Annotated in this window: 13 protein-coding genes; all 13 read left to right on the top strand. The window is 50.3% G+C overall.

Going from position 1 to position 19,353, the window contains the following annotated elements; all coding sequences use genetic code 11:
- Positions 1-8: 8 nt before the first annotated feature.
- The 13 genes from ilvN to rpoC all read left to right on the top strand — a co-directional run bounded on the left by ilvN (position 9) and on the right by rpoC (position 19,314).
- Positions 9-539 (top strand): acetolactate synthase small subunit, encoded by a 531-nt coding sequence (ilvN, locus tag ACRTGH_RS11260; RefSeq protein ID WP_368845941.1) that lies wholly within the window; start codon positions 9-11, stop codon positions 537-539.
- Complete coding sequence (ilvC, locus tag ACRTGH_RS11255) at positions 520-1,533, top strand: ketol-acid reductoisomerase (RefSeq protein ID WP_368845942.1); 1,014 nt, start codon at positions 520-522, stop codon at positions 1,531-1,533. The genes ilvN and ilvC overlap by 20 nt, the downstream gene beginning before the upstream one ends.
- Positions 1,534-1,740: 207 nt before the next feature.
- Complete coding sequence (gene leuC / locus ACRTGH_RS11250) at positions 1,741-3,000, top strand: 3-isopropylmalate dehydratase large subunit (protein WP_368845943.1); 1,260 nt, start codon at positions 1,741-1,743, stop codon at positions 2,998-3,000.
- Position 3,001: 1 nt separating this feature from the next.
- On the top strand, positions 3,002-3,496 hold the full coding sequence (locus tag ACRTGH_RS11245; protein WP_368845944.1) for a 3-isopropylmalate dehydratase small subunit: 495 nt from the start codon (positions 3,002-3,004) through the stop codon (positions 3,494-3,496).
- The gene (gene leuB / locus ACRTGH_RS11240) at positions 3,496-4,563 is read left to right on the top strand and encodes a 3-isopropylmalate dehydrogenase (RefSeq protein WP_368845945.1); all 1,068 of its coding nucleotides are present in this window, start codon (positions 3,496-3,498) and stop codon (positions 4,561-4,563) included. Before ACRTGH_RS11245 ends, leuB begins: the two co-directional genes overlap by 1 nt.
- 27 nt (positions 4,564-4,590) lie before the next feature.
- Positions 4,591-6,252, top strand: a complete 1,662-nt coding sequence (gene ilvB / locus ACRTGH_RS11235) for a biosynthetic-type acetolactate synthase large subunit (RefSeq protein WP_368845946.1) — start codon at positions 4,591-4,593, stop codon at positions 6,250-6,252.
- Positions 6,253-6,586: 334 nt separating this feature from the next.
- Positions 6,587-7,540, top strand: coding sequence for a ribosome biogenesis GTPase YlqF (gene ylqF, locus ACRTGH_RS11230; protein WP_368845947.1), 954 nt, complete (start codon positions 6,587-6,589; stop codon positions 7,538-7,540).
- Positions 7,540-8,322, top strand: a complete 783-nt coding sequence (rnhB, locus tag ACRTGH_RS11225; RefSeq protein ID WP_368845948.1) for a ribonuclease HII — start codon at positions 7,540-7,542, stop codon at positions 8,320-8,322. The genes ylqF and rnhB overlap by 1 nt, the downstream gene beginning before the upstream one ends.
- A 35-nt stretch (positions 8,323-8,357) precedes the next feature.
- Positions 8,358-10,436 (top strand): hypothetical protein, encoded by a 2,079-nt coding sequence (locus ACRTGH_RS11220; RefSeq protein WP_368845949.1) that lies wholly within the window; start codon positions 8,358-8,360, stop codon positions 10,434-10,436.
- Positions 10,433-10,762 (top strand): EscU/YscU/HrcU family type III secretion system export apparatus switch protein, encoded by a 330-nt coding sequence (locus ACRTGH_RS11215; protein WP_368845950.1) that lies wholly within the window; start codon positions 10,433-10,435, stop codon positions 10,760-10,762. Before ACRTGH_RS11220 ends, ACRTGH_RS11215 begins: the two co-directional genes overlap by 4 nt.
- Positions 10,759-11,130, top strand: a complete 372-nt coding sequence (locus tag ACRTGH_RS11210) for a YraN family protein (protein ID WP_368845951.1) — start codon at positions 10,759-10,761, stop codon at positions 11,128-11,130. The genes ACRTGH_RS11215 and ACRTGH_RS11210 overlap by 4 nt, the downstream gene beginning before the upstream one ends.
- A 334-nt stretch (positions 11,131-11,464) precedes the next feature.
- Entirely contained in the window at positions 11,465-15,202 is a 3,738-nt protein-coding gene (gene rpoB, locus ACRTGH_RS11205; RefSeq protein ID WP_368845952.1) for a DNA-directed RNA polymerase subunit beta, read from the top strand.
- Positions 15,203-15,219: 17 nt separating this feature from the next.
- Positions 15,220-19,314, top strand: coding sequence for a DNA-directed RNA polymerase subunit beta' (rpoC, locus tag ACRTGH_RS11200; RefSeq protein ID WP_368845953.1), 4,095 nt, complete (start codon positions 15,220-15,222; stop codon positions 19,312-19,314).
- The last annotated feature ends 39 nt before the right edge of the window (positions 19,315-19,353 follow it).

Here is a 19,353-nt window from a genome sequence, read left to right as displayed (position 1 = left end):
GATTTCAGATGCGACATGTGCTTTCCATACTCGTGAGGAACCAGTCTGGCGTACTTGTTCGTGTTGCAAGCATGTTTTCGCGGCGTGAGTTCAATATCGACAGCTTGTCGGTGGGAGTGACGGAGACCGCGGAATTTTCCAGGATTACCGTCGTCGTGCAGGGAGACGAAGAACTTGTTGACCAGATGATGAAGCAGCTTGAAAAGCTTCCGGACGTTGTCGAGGTACAGGCGCTTCAGACGGGGACATCTGTTTTTCGCGGCATGACGCTCATCAAGGTGAAGGCGGATGACACGAATCGTCTCGATGTGCTTAAGATGGCGGAGCTTTTCCGTGCACACGTTATTGATGTGCGCCCGACAACCTTGATTTTCGAGATCACGGGGGACGATGAGAAGGTTACGGCGTTCCTGCAGCTTCTTTCGCCTTATGGCATCTTGGAGACAATTCGTACAGGGCTCATAGCTTTGGAGCGCGGCGAACATACCATTTACCAAAATTGTGAGGAGAGAGAGTACTATGGCAAAAACTTACTATGATCAGGATGTGAACTGGGAGGTCATGAGGGGCAAGACGGTCGCTATCATCGGCTATGGCAGCCAGGGTCATGCACATGCACTGAATCTCAAGGAGAGCGGCGTCAATGTTGTTGTTGGCCTTTATGAAGGATCGAAATCCAAGGCGATTGCTGAATCACATGATCTCAAGGTTCTGTCTGTCGCTGATGCTGTCAAGCAGGCGGATATCACAATGATCCTGATTCCGGATGAGAAGCAGGCGGATGTCTATAAAAACGAAATTGCCCCGAACTTGAAGTCCGGCAGTGCTCTTGCTTTCGCGCATGGTTTCAATATTCATTTTCAGCAGATTGTTGCACCGGAAGATATCGATGTATTCATGGTTGCACCGAAAGGCCCCGGTCATCTTGTACGCCGTACTTTTGTTGAAGGCGGCGGCGTTCCTGTCGTTTTCGCGGTTTACCAGAACCCGACGGGAAATTGCTTTGATATTGCCCTCGCTTATGCTCGCGGCATTGGCGGCACGCGTGCCGGTGCTATCGAGACAACGTTTAAGGATGAAACGGAAACGGATCTCTTCGGCGAGCAGGCTGTTCTTTGCGGCGGTGTTTGCGCTTTGATGCAGGCTGGTTTCGAAACGCTTGTTGAGGCGGGATATAAGCCGGAGATGGCATATTTTGAATGCTTCCATGAAATGAAGCTCATTGTTGACCTCCTTTATGAAGGCGGTATGGCGAAAATGCGCAAATCCATTTCCGATACGGCGGAATACGGTGACTACATGGCCGGTCCGCGCATTGTTACGCCGGCGGTCAAGGCGGAAATGAAGCAGCTTTTGAAGGAAATCCAAAACGGTACGTTTGCCCGCAACTGGCTTCTTGAAAACCGTGCTGCTGGTCGTGCAAACTTTCTCGCTGAGCGTCGCATCCACGCTGAGCATCAGATTGAGAAGGTCGGAGGCGAACTGCGCGGCATGATGAGTTGGCTCAAGGATCAGAAAGAGCTCGAGTTCTGATTTTGCACCGCAACAAACTTTGAAACTTGAAACGGCTTACCGTCCTTATGGTATCATTCCTTATGATATAATAGGGTGTAAGCCGTTTTCTTTCGATTGTTTCGGGAGCTATTGGTCATGTCGATGAATCTGCAGTATGTGTTTTGTTCACGGCTTGTACTAAGGACGCTCTATAGCAGCCAGAATATTTTATCAGGAGGAAATTCCATGGGAATGAATATGACCGAAAAAATTCTTGCGCGCCATGCAGGCCTCGATTATGTCGAGCCGGGGCAGCTAATTACTTGCCGCCTTGATATGGTGCTTGCGAACGATATCACGGCTCCGCCGTCCATCAAGGAGTTTGAACGCATCGGTCGCCCTGTTTTTGACAACGAGAAGATTGCGCTTGTTCCCGATCATTTCCAACCGGCAAAGGACATCAAGGCAGCTGCCCTCGGCAAGATTGTGCGTGATTTTGCGAAAAAGCATAAAATTAAGAACTATTTCGAGATTGGCCGTGTCGGTATTGAGCATGTCATCCTGCCTGAGTTTGGTCTCGTGGGACCGGGAATGCTGACGATTGGCGCAGATTCGCATACATGTACCTATGGCGCTTTGAACGGCTTTTCAACAGGTGTCGGCACAACGGATCTTGCTGTCGGCATGGCGACGGGAACCGCGTGGTTCAAAGTACCGGAGACCATCAAAGTGCATCTTACGGGAAAGAAGCCTGACGATATTAACGGCAAAGATGTTATCCTGACGCTTATCGGCATGATTGGTGTGGATGGCGCACTCTATAAATCGCTTGAGTTTACGGGTGAGGGAGTTGCGGAACTTACGATGACGGATCGTTTGACGATTGCCAATATGGCGATCGAGGCAGGCGGCAAAAATGGTATTTTCCCCTTTGATGAAAAAACGAAGGAATATGTTGAGGGACGTGTGCAGGGCTCTTATGAGCCTGTAGCATCCGACCCAGATGCAAAGTATTGCCAGGCGGTTGAAATCAATCTCTCCAAACTGCGGCCTGTTGTTGCTTTCCCTCATTTGCCCGGCAATACGAAGCGTGTTATGGATATTGATGAGATCAAGATTGACCAGGTGGTTATCGGTTCCTGTACAAACGGCAGACTGGAGGACCTGGAAATTTCGGCAGGTATCCTCAAGGGACATGAGGTTCATCCCGATGTGCGCTGCATCGTGATTCCCGGCAGTCAAGCGGTATATCAGGAGGCCATGCACCTTGGCTATATCGATACGTTTATCGATGCAGGCTGTGCTGTCGCTGCCCCCACATGCGGGCCTTGCCTTGGTGGCTATATGGGAATCCTCACGGCAGGCGAACGATGTGTTTCGACGACAAACCGCAATTTCCGCGGACGTATGGGACATGTGGACAGCGAGGTTTATCTGGCAGGACCGCATGTGGCGGCAGCAAGTGCCATTCTCGGTAAAATTGCGGCGCCGGAGGAGGTAAAGTGAGATGAATTTGCAAGGAAAAGTTTGGCGTTACGGCGACAATATTGATACGGATGTTATTATTCCTGCGCGCTATCTGAATAGCTTTGATCCCAAGGAACTTGCCGAACACTGTATGGTCGATATCGATGAAACGTTCGCGAAGAATGTGCAGGAAGGCGATATCATGGTTGGCGGGAAAAATTTTGGCTGCGGTTCTTCGCGTGAACACGCACCTGTGGCCATTAAGGCATCGGGCATCCCCGTAATCATTGCGTCAGATTTTGCGCGAATCTTTTATCGTAACGGCATCAACATAGGTCTGCCTCTTCTGGAAATCGGCGATGATGTGGAGAAAATCCACGCGAACGATGAATTGCGTGTTGATACTACGACGGGGACTATCGAAAATCTCACAACAGGCGATGTTTTTCATGCACATCCGCTGCCGGGGTTTGTGCAGGAAATCGCTAAAGCGGGCGGACTCATTCACTATATTAAGGAAAAGGGGGAACTCTGATGGCAAGAAAAATCGTAGTTATTCCTGGCGACGGCATTGGCAGGGAAATAACGGATGCGGCTGTTGCTGTGTTAAAAAAAGCAGCGGAAAAATTTGCTTTGGAGCTTTCCTACGAAGAACATGATGCGGGTGGTACTGCTTACGATAAGTGCGGGACCCCGCTTCCTGAGGCAACCCTTTTGGCTGCGCAGGCAGCGGACGGCGTCCTTTTCGGTGCCGTGGGCGGTGACAAATGGGATGATGTTGCTCCTGCTCTGCGTCCGGAAAAGGCAATTCTGGGACTTCGAAAAGGTTTGGGGCTCTATGCAAACCTTCGCCCTGTAAAGGTCGCGGATTCTCTCGTTGAGTACTCACCTTTGAAGCCTGAACTGGTTCGAGGTGCAGATCTTTTGATTGTGCGTGAGCTGATTGGCGGCATTTATTTTGGCGATAAATGTGAAAGTGAAATAAAGGATGGATATGAGCGAGCATGGGATCTTGAAAATTATTCCGTGCCCGAGGTGGAACGCATTGCTAAGCTGGCCTTTGAGACAGCGAAACTTCGCCGTGCCCATGTGACAAGCGTCGATAAGGCGAACGTACTCGCGACGTCGCGCCTCTGGCGGCGCACCGTCGTGCAGGTGGCGAAGGATTATCCAGAGGTGGAGCTTAACAACCTTTATGTTGACAATTGTGCCATGCAGCTTGCCGTGAAGCCTACACAGTTTGATGTCATTGTCACAGGCAATCTTTTTGGTGATATTCTTTCGGATGAGGCGGCTGTTGTCGGCGGTTCCATCGGCATGATGCCGTCGGCGAGTATCGGCGAAAAAACAAGCCTCTTCGAGCCGATTCATGGTTCTGCACCTGATATTGCAGGCAAGGGGATTGCCAATCCAGTTGGTACGATTCTCTCAGCGGCAATGCTTCTGCGCTATGCACTCGAGGAGGAAAAGGCGGCACAGGCTGTCGAGAGGGCTGTGGATGCAGTTCTGGATGAGGGTTGGCGTACGGTTGATCTCTGGAAGGAAGGCTTCAGGAAAGCGAATACCGAAGAGATGGCGGAGGCGGTGCTTTCGCATATTTAAGGGCAAAACAGGGAAGGAGAGACTTCGATGAGAGGCGCGAAAGCGGTTGTTGAATGCCTGAAAGAACAAGGTGTTGACACGATATTCGGCTATCCGGGCGGTATGAATTTGCCGCTGTATGATGCACTCTATGATGAAGATCATATTCGCCAGATTGTTACTTCGCATGAACAATGCGCTGCTCATGCTGCAGATGGCTATGCTCGCGCGACGGGAAAGGTAGGGGTCTGTCTTGCAACCTCGGGTCCAGGTGCAACGAATCTCGTGACCGGCATTGCCACGGCGTTTATGGATTCCATCCCCATGGTGGCAATCACGGGACAGGTGGATACAGGCCTCTTGGGGCGCGATGCCTTTCAAGAAACTGATATTCTCGGCATTACGATGCCTGTCACAAAACATAATTTTAAGGTAAAAGATGCCGCCAGGCTCGTTGCAACATTGCGTGAGGCTTTTGATATCGCGCGCAGCGGGCGTCCAGGTCCCGTGCTTGTCGATATTCCCCGCGATCTTTTTTTTGCAGACGTGAAATACGAGCGCCGTATCCATGAGGCAAAAAAATCGGGTAAGCCCGATGCGGACTTTTTGATTTGTGCGGCAGAAGCTGCTGACGTCATTCGCCGTGCAAAGAAACCTGTCATTATTGCAGGCGGCGGCGTCATCTATGCAGGTGCTGCTGCTGAGCTCACCGCCTTTGCGGAGCGCTATGGCATTCCCGTTGTACAGACATTGATGGGACTTGGTTCCATCCCTCGGTCACATCCCCTGTGCGTTGGTTTTGCCGGTATGCATGGGCGCAAAGTAGCGAATAATGCGATTGCTGAATCCGATGTAATCATCGCGCTCGGCAGCCGTTTTGGCGATCGTCAGACAGGCAATGTTGTCAAATATATGAAGGGAACGAAGTTCATTCATATCGATATTGATCCTGCTGAGATTGACAAGAATATTCCAAGTTCTATTGGACTGGCAGGAGACATGAAAATCATTTTGCGTCTCTTGATGCAGCCGGAACCTTTGCATTGTACCGGCGAATGGCTTAAGCATATTCGCCGGTGGCGGGGGGAATATGCTTACGATTATGAGGTCGGCTGCCTGACCGTGCCATGGGCGCTGCACCATGTTGCACTTGCAACAGCGGGCAAGCCATATTCTTTTGCGACAGATGTCGGGCAGCATCAGATGTGGGCAGCACTTCATTTACGTGTCGAAGAACCGAGATCATGGCTGACCTCAGGGGGGCTTGGCACTATGGGATTCGGCTTGCCCGCTGCTATGGGAGCGCAGGTCGCTTATGGCAGGAAGCGCCGTATGATTCATATCACAGGCGATGGAGGCATGCGCATGACGGGAAATGAGCTTTACACAATTGCGCGTCTCAAATTGCCTGTTATCTCGCTCATCATGGATAATTCAAGCCTTGGCATGATCCGACAGCTCCAGAAGGTCATGTATAAGGAGCGTTATATTGCCTGTGAATTTGCTCATTCGATGGACTTTGTCGCTTACGCTAAGAGCTTTGGCATTGAAGCCGAAGCCGTCACGACACAGGAACAATTCATCCATGCGTTCAGGCGTGCCACTCAAGCAGACGAGCCGCGCGTCATTGTATTGAAACTGAAAAAAAGCTTCGTCGAACCGATGATTAAAGGCGGAGCGCGTCTGAATGAATTTGTGGAGTTTAAGTAAAAGAAGCCTCGCTCCTTGTATTTCCAAGGGGTGAGGCTTTTTTACTGTTTGCTGGAATCAGAAGATTTCCAGGAAGTGAAATCGCACATGTGATGCCGTCAAGGGATTGCTGACTTCATTTCCGCAGGAAGTCGGCCTCTTGTTTAAATACTGTTTTTTGCTTATGATATAGGAGATAATTGTAGGCAAAATTTTTCCTGCCGTTTCCGCATCTGTCCACAATTACCTAAGGGGAAGAACAGTGGGAACGATTAGACGGGAACGGATGGAAGGCCTTGGGATTAATACGTAAGAAGGCAGTAAAGAGCAGAGATTAAAGGAGCTATGGATAGGAATGGATAAGGATACATCCAGAGAGCTTCCGGTGATCCAGTGGTATCCGGGGCATATGAAAAAAGCGCGGCAGTTGGTGGAGGAAAATCTGAAACTGGTCGATGTTGTGGTGGAACTTTTGGATGCGCGAATTCCGATTTCGAGTGCCAATCCGATGCTGAGGGAAATCATTGAGGGAAAGCCGCGGATTGTGGCACTAAACAAGATGGATTTGGCAGATGAAAAAGCAACAAAACGTTGGCTGACATATTTTCGTGGGCAAGGACTTTTTGCTGCAGCACTTGATTCGGCTACGGGCAAGGGGATACGGGAACTCCTTGCGCTCATTGCGAAAGCGGCTAGGTACAAGACCGAAAAATTGCTTGCGAAGGGAGTGGCGGCTCGTAAGGCACGCGTGATGATTCTTGGGATTCCGAATGTGGGAAAATCATCTTTGATCAACCGCTTGGCAGGAGCTGCCAAGGCAAAGACAGCGGATAAACCAGGCGTTACCCGTGCTAAGCAATGGATACGTATTGGGGCGGAGGCGGATCTTCTGGATACGCCGGGCATTCTCTGGCCGAAGTTTGAGGATAAGGAAGTGGGGCTGAAACTGGCGTTTACCGGGGCGGTTAATGATGAAATCTACGATATGGAGAGTGTGGCGAGACTCCTTCTTGAAATCTTGCTGCGCGATTATCCGGAAAGGCTGCAGGAACGGTTTAAGTTCAAACAAATTATGCCGCAGAATGTCGATGAACTTATGGAGATGATTGGACGAAAACGTGGCTGCCTTTTAAAGGGGGGGCGCATTGATATGGAAAAAGTGCACCACATCCTTTTGTCGGAGTTTCGTATGGGAAAATTCGGGAAAATCAGCTTGGATGTGCCGCCTGAAGATTCAGCGGACAATGCTGTGATGGCTCAAGATTTACAGGATAAATCAGAAAGTGTGGAGAAAAAGGAAGGCAGTTAATGGATACAACGAAAATGACGATAAAAGAATTAGAGCGTCTTTATGTATCCGGGGACTGGACGATGGAAATCGAGGCTTCCTGTGGTGCAGATTCCCGTGTAGGTGTACAGAGAATGCTGCGTAAGTGGGCGAGGGAGAAAGAGGATCGTGCCCGGGTGCACACGCTTTACCGTTATGAGAAGATGGCATTAGAAGAAGGGTATCGTCTTGTTGCTGGGGTTGATGAGGCGGGACGAGGTCCTTTAGCGGGACCCGTTGTTGCTGCAGCGGTTATTTTGCCGCTTGATTTTTATCTGCCGCAGATCAATGATTCCAAAAAACTGTCCGTATCGGTTCGTGAAAAACTCTATGGTGAGATAGAGAAAAATGCGATTGCGTTAGGAAAAGCGGTTATCCCATGCGAAGTCATTGATGAAAAAAATATTTATCAGGCAACAAAGCAAGGGATGTATGAGGCGATTGCGTCTTTGGAACCACAGCCGGATAAGATTCTGATTGACGCCATGCCTTTGCAGGGGCTGGCGACCTCGACTCTTTCCATCATACAGGGAGACGCAAAGTCGGCCTCCATTGCGGCGGCTTCCATTGTGGCAAAAGTCACGCGAGACCGCATGATGCTTGAATATGACAGCCAATATCCCCTGTATGGGTTTGCGAGACATAAGGGATATGGGACGAAGGAACATATGCTTGCTTTAGAAAAGTATGGGCCATGCCCGATTCACCGGAGGAGTTTTGAACCGGTTCGTTCAAGACTTTCTTATGATGTATTGCATGATTGATCGGTTTCTGTAGATTTTCACGGAGGATTCATTTTATGGCAATGGAAGCAAATGCTGCAAATGCTGCAGGCTCGCTGCAGCGCGTACAGCGGACGCAGACAACAAGTTCCGCAGACGGCGTATCAAGGCGCGGTGACGGTACGTTATCGTCTCCTTTTACAAAAGAGACAAATGTTTCGATTCGTAATTCCATTGCCGATTTGTCTGCAATACTCGGGAAAATATCTCAAAACCAGGAAGATACCGTTGATGTTTTGCCGGAACAGCTGCAAAAGGTCATACGCAATGTTATGGAAAGCTCCTTCTCGCTCAGTGCAACGTTGCAGGAAGGACTCGGTAGTACGGCAGAAAGCCAGCGTTTTTCGATGGAACAGCTGACGATGCTTTCGCGTATGCTCATGCAGCTTGGTTCCCTAGCAGAAAAAGGCGTGCCGGTAAGTGATTTCAGTGAGAATATGCAAGCCGTTTTGCAGAATTTAAAGGTGTTGCTGACTTCTTCGGAAGCAGGGGGAGCCGCGTTGGAGCCGGCGCTGCTCAATAAGTTTGCTTTTCAGCTGCTGGATTCAAAAACTTTGGAAGAACTGCCTGCGGCGCTGCAGCAAGCCTTGGCGGCTCTGACCTTGACGTCGATGCAGGGTGGACAGGGGCTGGGGGATTCGGATTCGTTTGGCTTCTTGAAATCTCTTGTACAGTACTTTTTGCCTCGAGGCGAAGAGGCTGGAGCATCGCTCCAGGGTCAAGGGCAGATGCAAGATCAGAAGATGTCGGGCAATCCAAGTAATGTGATGCAGGAGATGGGGCAAGGAACAGCGGAGGGGCAACAAGGCAAAACCGCTGGGACGCAGGGGAATGTGCTGCCGGAAAACAGCGCAGCAAGAGAAAACCAGCCGGACACTTCTGCCACGGGAACGAAGGAGATGCCGCAAGCAGAAGAAGCGGCTCTGCCCAGACAAACTCAAGCCGGTGAATTGAAACAGGGCGCAACCGCTTCACAGGAGCCTGAAACTCCAGCAGGGCAGGTGCCGAAGGAAGGAATGGTGCAAGGTAAAGAAGCGCAGCTCATGAAGGACGGCAGCCCTTTGCTGCAGGGACAAAAAGAGCAATCTTCAGGAATGAACCTTCTCCAGGCGAACGAAGAGACATCTGAGCTGCAGCAGGAAAACGCAGGTGCTCGGCCAGGACAGGCGCGTGAGGCGGAAGTCCCGAACAATGCACGAGGGGCAACTGCACAGCAGGGGAATCCCGCCCTGACAGAGGACAAAGGCCAATCGTCGCGGGGACTGGTGCAGGATGGGCAGCAGACCAATTCGTCCTCACAGAAACCGCAGGGGGGGACAATGCCGAATACGGCTCCGCGTCAGATGCCCGTTATGCAAAATACGCCGCAGCTCATGCAGGCATTGAAAGATACTGCGGCATTCATGCTGAGAAATATGCAGCTGTCTGAACGGGATGCCGCTTTGTTGCGAAATTTTGTCAACAATGGACAAAAGATGCTGCCGGATAACGACGCAAAACAGCTCCAACTTCTTTTGCGCTTAAGCCAGAATAATGTTCCTGCCGCCGTCAACCAAGCGGCAGTCCAGCAAAATCTAGGGGATTTGCCGCGTCTCTGGGCCTTTATGCAGCTTTGTGATATGGCGGCCGTCAAGGACATGAAAGCGCGTCAACTTAAAAAGGCGGGCAAGGATGTGGCAGATTTTGTTTCCTCCATGAAGCAATCCATGGAAGGGGGCAGTGTTTTCCAGACAGATGGCAAGGGCAATACACATCGTTCTTTGAATTTCATGCTGCCTTTGTATATGGGGGAGGGTGAAAAGCAAAGCTTTCCGGCATATGCCAATGTTTACAATGAGGAAAAATATTCCCCAGAGGACGGACGGATGCATAAGGAAACTTGGCTAAGGCTATGTGTACTCACCGATTATATCGGGGCGGTGGAACTTACTTGCCAGGTCTACGATCAAAAAAGTCTCAATATGCGTGTGCTTTTTTCCGATCCTTCTATTGTTAATGAATTTAAGGAATATATTCCTGAGTTTAAGGCATCCTTTAAAGGAACAACCCTTGAACTTTCGGATCTTAAAGTTGGGGTGGCAGGTAGCAAAGAATGATAAACGACAAGAACAAGCAAATACCAATGGACGCGGAAGCGGCTAAAACAGCAGATAAGAAAGCCGTAGCGCTCCGTTATGAACCGGAGAAAAATCTTGCGCCTAAGGTTGTGGCCAAGGGACGTGGTTTTGTGGCGGAGAATATTTTGGCGGCGGCGCAAAAAAATGCGGTTCCCGTCTATCAGAACAAATCGCTCGTCAATATGTTGATGGCATTGGAACTTGACAGGGAAATACCGCCAGAGCTCTATCGCACAATAGCTGAAGTGCTTGCATATGTCTATCGCATTGATAGGAATCATCGAAAAGTGGAGCTTCCCAAATGAACCACAAAGACTTTGGCAATCAAGGCGAGGATTTTGCTGCGCAATATCTTGGGAAACGTGGTTGTCGAATTTTGGAGCGGCAATTTCGTTCGCCTATGGGCGAAATCGATATTATTGCTGAGGAAAAGAATACGATTCTCTTTGTTGAGGTCAAAACGCGTCGTCCCACCCATTACGGTATTCCCGCGCAAGCTGTGGGACGGACGAAACAGCGGCGTATTATTCGTACTGCTGTTTGGTATATGCAGGAAAAAAGAATCGAGGAAAAGCCTTGCCGTTTTGATGTCGCGGAAGTTCTTTATGAAAGAGGCTCCTACACGGTGCAGTATTACGAAAATGCCTTTGAGGCGGGGGCGTGTGGCTGTTGACTGTCTTAAAAAGGTATGGCGGTTTGCACGTTGATCAAGGTTGCTGGCTGGAAAATTTATTTGGAAAATTTATCTTTAAATGAGTATTGACAATGTAGCTTTCCTGTGCTAGATTTATTTATTACAGCGTGTATGTTATTCAAACTATGCGCATTTGCGTTTTTACCGCAGAGAACTGAATAAGCGTGTACGATGGCGGACGAGATGGGAGAGAGCGGACAAGGTATCAAGCGATAGTTTTATGCCTTGTCCTTTTTTATCTTTATATTTTTTCGTTGTCTTTTTTGCGTGCTTTGAGTTTGGAATGAGTTTTGGCTAAGGGGTGAGGGATTTAATGTTTAGTCCTGTGCCGGTGGGCAAGAGAAATAGGTATAGCTATGCAAAAATCAAAGAAGTCATGGATATGCCGCATCTTTTGGATATTCAAAGAAACTCCTACGAATGGTTTTTGAAGGAAGGCCTCCAGGAGATTTTCCAGGATATTTCACCGATTCAAGATTTTACGGGGAATCTTGTGCTTTCCTTTGAGAATTTTTCGCTCGGGGAGCCTAAGTATGAGCTCGATGAATGCAAGGAGCGGGATGTGACGCTTGCAGCCCCCCTGCGCGTCAATGTCCGCTTGATTAACCGTGAAACGGGCGAGATCAAGGAGCAGGAAGTGTTCATGGGCGATTTTCCGCTTATGACAGATACAGGGACTTTCATTATCAATGGTGCGGAGCGTGTCATTGTCAGCCAGCTTGTGCGCTCACCGGGCGCTTACTATGGCGAGACAATTGATCCGACGGGCAAGAAACTCTATAATGCGACAATCATTCCGAATCGCGGTGCATGGATTGAATTGGAAACAGATACAAACGATGTAATTTCTGTGCGCATTGATCGGACAAGGAAGCTTCCCGTTACCATTTTGATTCGTGCTTTGGGCTATAGCTCCAACAACGAGATTGCTGAGCTCTTTAATCATGATGAACGGATTCAGGCGACGCTGGAACGTGATGGTGCGAATTCCAAAGAAGAAGCACTTGTTGAAATTTATAAGCGCTTGCGTCCGGGCGAACCTCCGACGGTTGACAATGCGCAGCAGCTTCTTGACGGGCTCTTTTTTGATGCTAAACGATATGATCTCGCGATGGTTGGCCGCTATAAACTGACGAAGAAACTTGGTTGGAAGCGCCGTCTTCTTGGTAAGGTTCTGGCTCAACCCATCGTGGATACGGAGACGGGAGAAATTGTCGTTCCGGCGGATGTCGTCGTTGATGAGGCGATGTTGGAAAATATTACGGCGGAGCAGGAAGATGCTCTTTTTGACGAAGGGAAACCGGCCGTTTTCTTTGTGCGCACGCAGGATGGAGACGGCAAGAGCGTGAAAATGCTTTGTTCACGGACCCTTCCGTATAACCATCGTACGATTACCTGTGATGATATCATGGCTTCCATCAATTACCTTCTGAACCTTATGGATGGCATAGGTACGACGGACGATATCGATCATCTTGGCAACCGACGCGTGCGTTCTGTGGGAGAGCTCCTACAGAATCAGTTCCGTATCGGTCTTTCACGTATGGAGCGCGTGGTCAAGGAACGCATGACCATACAAGATGTCGATGTGATTACACCGCAGGCATTGATCAATATTCGCCCTGTTGTGGCGGCTATCAAGGAATTCTTTGGCTCTTCGCAGCTTTCGCAGTTCATGGATCAGCACAATCCCTTGTCTGAACTTACGCATAAGCGCCGCCTTTCGGCTCTTGGTCCTGGCGGTCTTTCGCGCGAGCGTGCAGGCTTTGAGGTACGTGATGTCCATAATTCGCATTATGGGCGCATGTGTCCGATTGAGACACCTGAAGGTCCCAATATTGGTCTTATCGGTTCACTTTCGAATTATGCGCGTGTTAACCAGTTTGGTTTCATGGAAACGCCGTACCGCAAAGTGGACAAGGTTGCGCATCGTGTGACAGATGACGTGCGCTACTTGACGGCAGATGAGGAAAATAAACTTGTTATTGCACAGGCGAATGAGCCGCTTGATGAAGATGGCTGGTTTGTTAATGAGCGTGTTACGGCTCGCTATAATGAAGAGACCGTTTTGATGCCGCGCGATCGCGTGGATTATATGGACGTTTCGCCGAAGCAGGTTGTTTCTATTGCAACGGCGATGATTCCGTTCCTCGAAAATGACGATGCGAATCGTGCCTTGATGGGTGCCAACATGCAGCGTCAGGCTGTGCCGCTCCTGCGTACACAGGCTCCGCTTGTTGGCACGGGCATGGAGTACAAAGCAGCTTGTGATTCAGGCGTTATGATTCTGGCGAAGCGCTCGGGAACGATTGAGAAAGTTACAGCAGACCAGATTCAGGTGCGCACACATGAAGGCGAACTCGATGTTTACAAACTGCAGAAATATCAACGCTCGAACCAGGGAACCTGCATCAATCAGGTGCCGATTGTCAAAAAAGGCGAAGAGGTTTTTGAGAAGCAGCCGATTGCTGATGGACCGGCCACGGATCATGGAGAGCTTGCGCTAGGCTACAATATCATTGTTGCCTATATGCCATGGGAAGGTTATAACTATGAGGATGCGGTCCTGCTTTCGGAAAATCTCGTGAAGCGTGATCTCTATACATCCATACATATTGAGGAATACGAGTGTGACGCACGTGATACGAAGCTTGGATCAGAGGAGATCACGCGTGATATCCCGAATGTTGCTGACGATGCGTTGAAGGATCTTGACGACAACGGCATCATTTCTATTGGTGCGGATGTTTTGCCGGGTGATATTCTCGTCGGCAAGGTTACGCCAAAAGGTGAAACAGAATTGACGGCAGAGGAACGATTGCTGCGAGCCATTTTTGGTGAAAAAGCTCGTGAGGTACGCGACACTTCGCTGCGTGTACCGCATGGTGAGGCAGGCAAGATTGTTGACGTCAAGGTGTTCAGCCGCGAAAACAATGATGAGCTGCCGCCGGGTGTCAATCATCTTGTGCGTGTTTATATTGCACAGAAGCGAAAGATTTCCGTTGGCGACAAGATGTCCGGTCGCCATGGAAACAAGGGCGTTGTTTCCCGTATCATGCGTCAGGAAGATATGCCGTTCTTGCCGGACGGTACACCCGTTGATATTGTATTGAATCCGCTGGGTGTGCCTTCGCGTATGAATATCGGGCAGATTCTTGAGACGCATCTGGGTATGGCAGTGCGTGCTTTGGGCATGCAGATCAAGGCGGGGGATCCGACTGTCGAGGATCGTCTGCGCTCTATCGGCTACGATGTTGAAAAACATGGTATGCCAAAGCCGGATGTAGCGGGTGTCCATATTGCGACACCGGTTTTTGACGGTGCGGGCGACAAGGAAGTTTTTGGCACGATTCGTGCGGCAGGTTTGCCTGAGGACGGTAAGACGGTTCTCTATGATGGACGTACGGGTGAGCCGTTTGAAAATCGTGTAACGGTTGGCTGCGTATATATGCTTAAGCTTCATCATCTCGTTGACGACAAGATTCATGCGCGTTCCACCGGCCCGTACTCGCTTGTCACACAGCAGCCTTTGGGCGGCAAGGCGCAGTTTGGCGGCCAGCGTTTCGGCGAGATGGAAGTCTGGGCGCTTGAAGCATATGGTGCAGCGTATACTCTACAGGAAATTCTCACCGTGAAGTCCGATGATGTCGTAGGACGTGTGAAGACTTACGAGGCCATTGTGAAGGGGGAGAATATTCCAGAGCCGGGAGTGCCGGAGTCCTTCAAGGTTCTTATCAAAGAACTTCAGAGTATTGGGCTTGATATCAAGGTTCTTTCGGAGGATGCGCAGGAAATCGTTATCCATGATGATGATGATGATATCAGTGCGACAGCACGTGATCTTGATCTTGATGTGGTAGGGGTTCCATCGCAGAGAGACCAGGGACAGACTCCTGCTGAAAATGAGGCAGGCGAGAAAACCGAGGAAGACACATCCCCTGCAGAGAATGGCGAGGATATTATCGCCGACATGAGCAGTCTGGATTCCTTAGAGGAGCATGGGACAGTCGCCGATGATGATATGGGCGATGATGATTTCTCGGATAAGTAGAAGGGAGTGAACCCTCGTTGTTGGATGTAAACGATTTTGACTCGATGCGCATTGGACTGGCTTCGCCGGACAAGATACGCGAGTGGTCTTACGGTGAGGTCAAGAAGCCGGAGACAATCAACTACCGCACGTTGAAGCCGGAGCGTGACGGGCTTTTCTGTGAGCGCATTTTTGGGCCAACACGCGATTGGGAATGCCATTGCGGCAAGTACAAGAGGATTCGCTACAAAGGAATTGTCTGTGACCGCTGCGGTGTTGAAGTGACGCGAGCCAAAGTGCGCCGTGAACGCATGGGACATATCGAGCTTGCGGCACCGGTTTCCCATATTTGGTATTTCAAGGGAATACCCAGTCGCATGGGATTGATTCTTGATATTTCGCCGCGCTCCCTGGAAAAGGTTCTTTATTTTGCCTCTTATATCGTGCTTGATCCCGGTGATACGCCGCTCATCAAGAAGCAGCTGTTGACGGAGAGCGAGTATCGTGACAATCGCAGTAAGTTTGGCGGAGCATTTCGCGTTGGTATGGGTGCAGAGGCAGTAAAGGAACTGCTTTTGGAGCTTGATCTCGATAAGATGAATGAGGAGCTCCGAAAGGATTTGCGTGAGGTCAGCGGTCAGCGCAAAGTTCGTGCAATTCGCCGTCTTGAGGTTGTCGAGGCATTCCGCAAGTCGGGCAACCAGCCTTCATGGATGGTGCTGGATGCTGTTCCCGTCATCCCGCCGGAGCTTCGTCCGATGGTACAGCTCGATGGCGGACGTTTTGCGACGAGCGATCTCAATGACCTCTATCGCCGTGTCATTAACCGCAACAATCGTTTAAAGCGTCTCCTGGATCTCGGTGCTCCTGATATCATTGTGAGAAATGAGAAGCGAATGCTGCAGGAAGCCGTCGATGCGCTTATTGATAATGGCCGTCGAGGCCGTCCTGTGACAGGACCGGGCAATCGTCCTTTGAAGTCCTTGTCTGATATGCTCAAAGGAAAGCAAGGGCGTTTCCGGCAGAACCTTCTCGGCAAACGCGTCGATTACTCGGGACGTTCCGTTATTGTTGTCGGACCGGAGCTCAAACTGCATCAATGCGGTTTGCCTAAAGAGATGGCCTTGGAACTCTTCAAGCCTTTTGTGATGAAACGGCTTGTAAGTTCTGAGGTTGCGCACAACATTAAGAGTGCGAAACGTATGGTGGAACGAGCTCGCCCCGAGGTTTGGGATATGCTCGAAGAAGTTATCAAGGAGCATCCGGTTCTTTTAAACCGTGCTCCGACGCTGCATCGTCTCGGAATCCAGGCCTTTGAACCTGTTCTTACCGAAGGCCGTGCCCTGAAGCTTCATCCGCTTGCCTGCACGGCATATAATGCGGATTTTGACGGCGATCAGATGGCTATACATTTGCCCCTTTCGGCTGAAGCACAAGCCGAGGCGCGCATACTGATGCTGGCTGCGAATCATATTCTCGCACCGAAGGATGGGCGTCCGATTATTGTGCCGACACAGGACATGGTGTTGGGGGCATATTACCTGACCATCCTGCGTCCCGGCGCTTTGGGCGAAGGCAAGATTGTCACGGGCATTAAAGAGGCTCTTTTGATGTATCAACATCAAGAGTTGGCACTTCAGGCTGAAATCCAGGTTCGTATTGAGAAATACGGTCTTGTCAAGACATCTCTTGGCAGGATGATTTTCAACGAGATTCTGCCGCCGGAGCTTCGTTACTATCATAAAGATGAGGAAACAAACCAGTGGTGCCTTGGCATTCGGATGGACAAGAAGCAGCTTGGAAAGCTCGTTGCAAATTGTTTCGATCATTTCGGAGCTTCCAAAACGGCAGTCGTCATTGACGATGTGAAGAATCTTGGCTACCACTATGCCTGCCTTGCGGGTATGACGGTTGCAATTTCCGATATCATTGTGCCGCAAAAGAAACAGGACATTCTGGATGAGACGAAGAAAAAAGTCAACGGTATTGAACGCCAGTTCAGTCGTGGTCTTATCACGGATGAGGAGCGCTATAACAAGGTTATTGCACTTTGGACACAGGCGACGGATGATGTGACGGATGCGATGATGGACAATATGGACGCATTCAACCCGATTTTCATGATGGCAGACTCGGGGGCGCGAGGCAACAAACAGCAGATGCGTCAGCTTGCCGGTATGCGTGGTCTTATGGCTGATCCGTCAGGTAAAATTATCGACTTGCCAATTACGGCAAATTTCCGTGAGGGCTTGACGGTTTCCGATTACTTTATTTCTTCGCATGGCGCTCGAAAAGGTTTGGCCGATACGGCGCTTCGCACGGCGGATTCGGGCTATCTGACGCGTCGCCTCGTCGATGTTGCACAAGATGTTATCGTACGTGAGGACGACTGCGACGTGGAAAGCATCAATTTGCTGCGCGCGCGCGCCTGCCTTGCAGAATCGACAGCGGATGCCATTGAAATTCTTGACGAACAGCTTGTCGGGCGTTTGACTGCAGCCGATATTTTTGCCCCGGAGTCAGGGGAGCTGCTGCTTCCGCAGGATACGGTTCTTACGGAGGGGGATCTTGAACTTCTCGGTGAGGAAAATGTACCTGAAATTGTTTTGCGCGGTTCATCGCTCTCCTTGGAGACGGTTGTCAGCAATGCGATGGTATCGGAGAAGATTGCACTCGGAGAACCGGATCGCTCCCGTCGTGAGGAGATTAAGCATGCGATTGTGCATGAGATGCTTGGGAAGGAAACAAAGGATGCTGTCGTAGACAGCGAAGGCGTGGAATGTGTGCCTGCCGCAACTATCTTAACGGAAGAGGATATTGAGGCCATGCTCGGATGTGATGCGAAAGAAGTCAAGGTGCGCAACAATAATATCCGCGGCATTGAAGTTGAGGCCATCAAAGAAGGCAATGGCGTCATTGAATCGCTGGAAGACCGCATTACCGGACGCGTTCTGGCGGAAGACATTATCGACCCTGCGACGGGTGAAAAAATAGCTTCTCTTAATGATGCAATTGATGAGGCTTTGGCCAAAAAAATTGCGGCAGTACGCGACAGGGTTTCGATTCGCAGCGTCTTGACCTGCAAATCACAGTTCGGTGTTTGCGTCAAGTGCTATGGACGTGATTTGGCGAACCAGGCGGAGGTCGAAGTTGGCGAAGCTGTTGGCACGATTGCTGCTCAATCCATTGGCGAACCGGGAACACAGCTTACAATGCGCACGTTCCATACGGGAGGCGTCGCAGGTGAAGATATCACACAAGGTCTGCCGCGTGTCGAGGAACTCTTTGAGGCCAGAAAGCCAAAGCATCATGCGATAATTGCGGAAATTGAGGGTCAGGTCGAAATTTCGGATACGGGCAAGGGCATGAGAAAGCTTCTGCTCGTTCCTGAAGCGGGTGAATCGCGTGAGTATGCAATTCCTTATGGTGCCCGTCTTGTCGTACACGACGGCGACCACTTGCGTCCCGGCGATCGATTGACAGAGGGATCTATCAATCCGCATGATATTTTGCGCGTCTGCGGTCTCAGGGATACGCAGCGATATCTTGTCTATGAGGTGCAGAAGGTCTATAAGTCGCAGGGTGTTGAAATCAACGACAAACACATCGAGGTCATGGTGCGGCAGATGCTCCATAAGGTGAAAATCGAGGAATCGGGCACTACAAGCTTCTTGCCGGGAGAGTATGTTGACATCAATTCTTTCGAGGCAGCGAACGCTGCGGCTATTGAAGCGGATGGAGAACCTGCTGTAGCAAAGCCGATTCTCCTCGGCATCACGAAAGCGTCGCTTGCCACGGATTCCTTCCTTTCTGCCGCGTCCTTCCAGGAAACGACACGCGTCCTTACAGATGCTGCAATCAAGGGCAAGGTTGACCCGTTGATTGGACTTAAGGAAAATGTCATCATTGGCAAGCTCATTCCTGCAGGAACAGGTATGGGGCGCTACCGCAATGTTGCGGTTGTTGACCCAAATCCACCGCCCCCCGATGCTCCTGGGGACGGTGATGAGGGAGAAGCACGGATGGATAAGGCTTCCGATTCCGAAACGCTGGAAGATGATGTTGCTGAAAATGAGACGCTTGGGGCAGCATCGGAGGATACATCTGTCGAACATGGAAATATTGGCGCTTGAGCCGTTTTTGAGGCAGCCGCTTTTGCGGCTGCCTCGTTT

It is taken from the genome of Selenomonas oralis, assembly GCF_051603425.1.
Classification (GTDB): Bacteria; Bacillota; Negativicutes; order Selenomonadales; family Selenomonadaceae; genus Selenomonas; species Selenomonas sputigena_A.
This window is presented reverse-complemented; position numbering and strand designations above follow the sequence as displayed.

Coding starts and splice junctions, on each gene's coding strand:
- ilvN (WP_368845941.1), top strand. CDS start 9: ATGCGACATGTGCTTTCCATACTCGTGAGGAACCAGTCTGGCGTACTT.
- ilvC (WP_368845942.1), top strand. CDS start 520: ATGGCAAAAACTTACTATGATCAGGATGTGAACTGGGAGGTCATGAGG.
- leuC (WP_368845943.1), top strand. CDS start 1,741: ATGGGAATGAATATGACCGAAAAAATTCTTGCGCGCCATGCAGGCCTC.
- ACRTGH_RS11245 (WP_368845944.1), top strand. CDS start 3,002: ATGAATTTGCAAGGAAAAGTTTGGCGTTACGGCGACAATATTGATACG.
- leuB (WP_368845945.1), top strand. CDS start 3,496: ATGGCAAGAAAAATCGTAGTTATTCCTGGCGACGGCATTGGCAGGGAA.
- ilvB (WP_368845946.1), top strand. CDS start 4,591: ATGAGAGGCGCGAAAGCGGTTGTTGAATGCCTGAAAGAACAAGGTGTT.
- ylqF (WP_368845947.1), top strand. CDS start 6,587: ATGGATAAGGATACATCCAGAGAGCTTCCGGTGATCCAGTGGTATCCG.
- rnhB (WP_368845948.1), top strand. CDS start 7,540: ATGGATACAACGAAAATGACGATAAAAGAATTAGAGCGTCTTTATGTA.
- ACRTGH_RS11220 (WP_368845949.1), top strand. CDS start 8,358: ATGGCAATGGAAGCAAATGCTGCAAATGCTGCAGGCTCGCTGCAGCGC.
- ACRTGH_RS11215 (WP_368845950.1), top strand. CDS start 10,433: ATGATAAACGACAAGAACAAGCAAATACCAATGGACGCGGAAGCGGCT.
- ACRTGH_RS11210 (WP_368845951.1), top strand. CDS start 10,759: ATGAACCACAAAGACTTTGGCAATCAAGGCGAGGATTTTGCTGCGCAA.
- rpoB (WP_368845952.1), top strand. CDS start 11,465: ATGTTTAGTCCTGTGCCGGTGGGCAAGAGAAATAGGTATAGCTATGCA.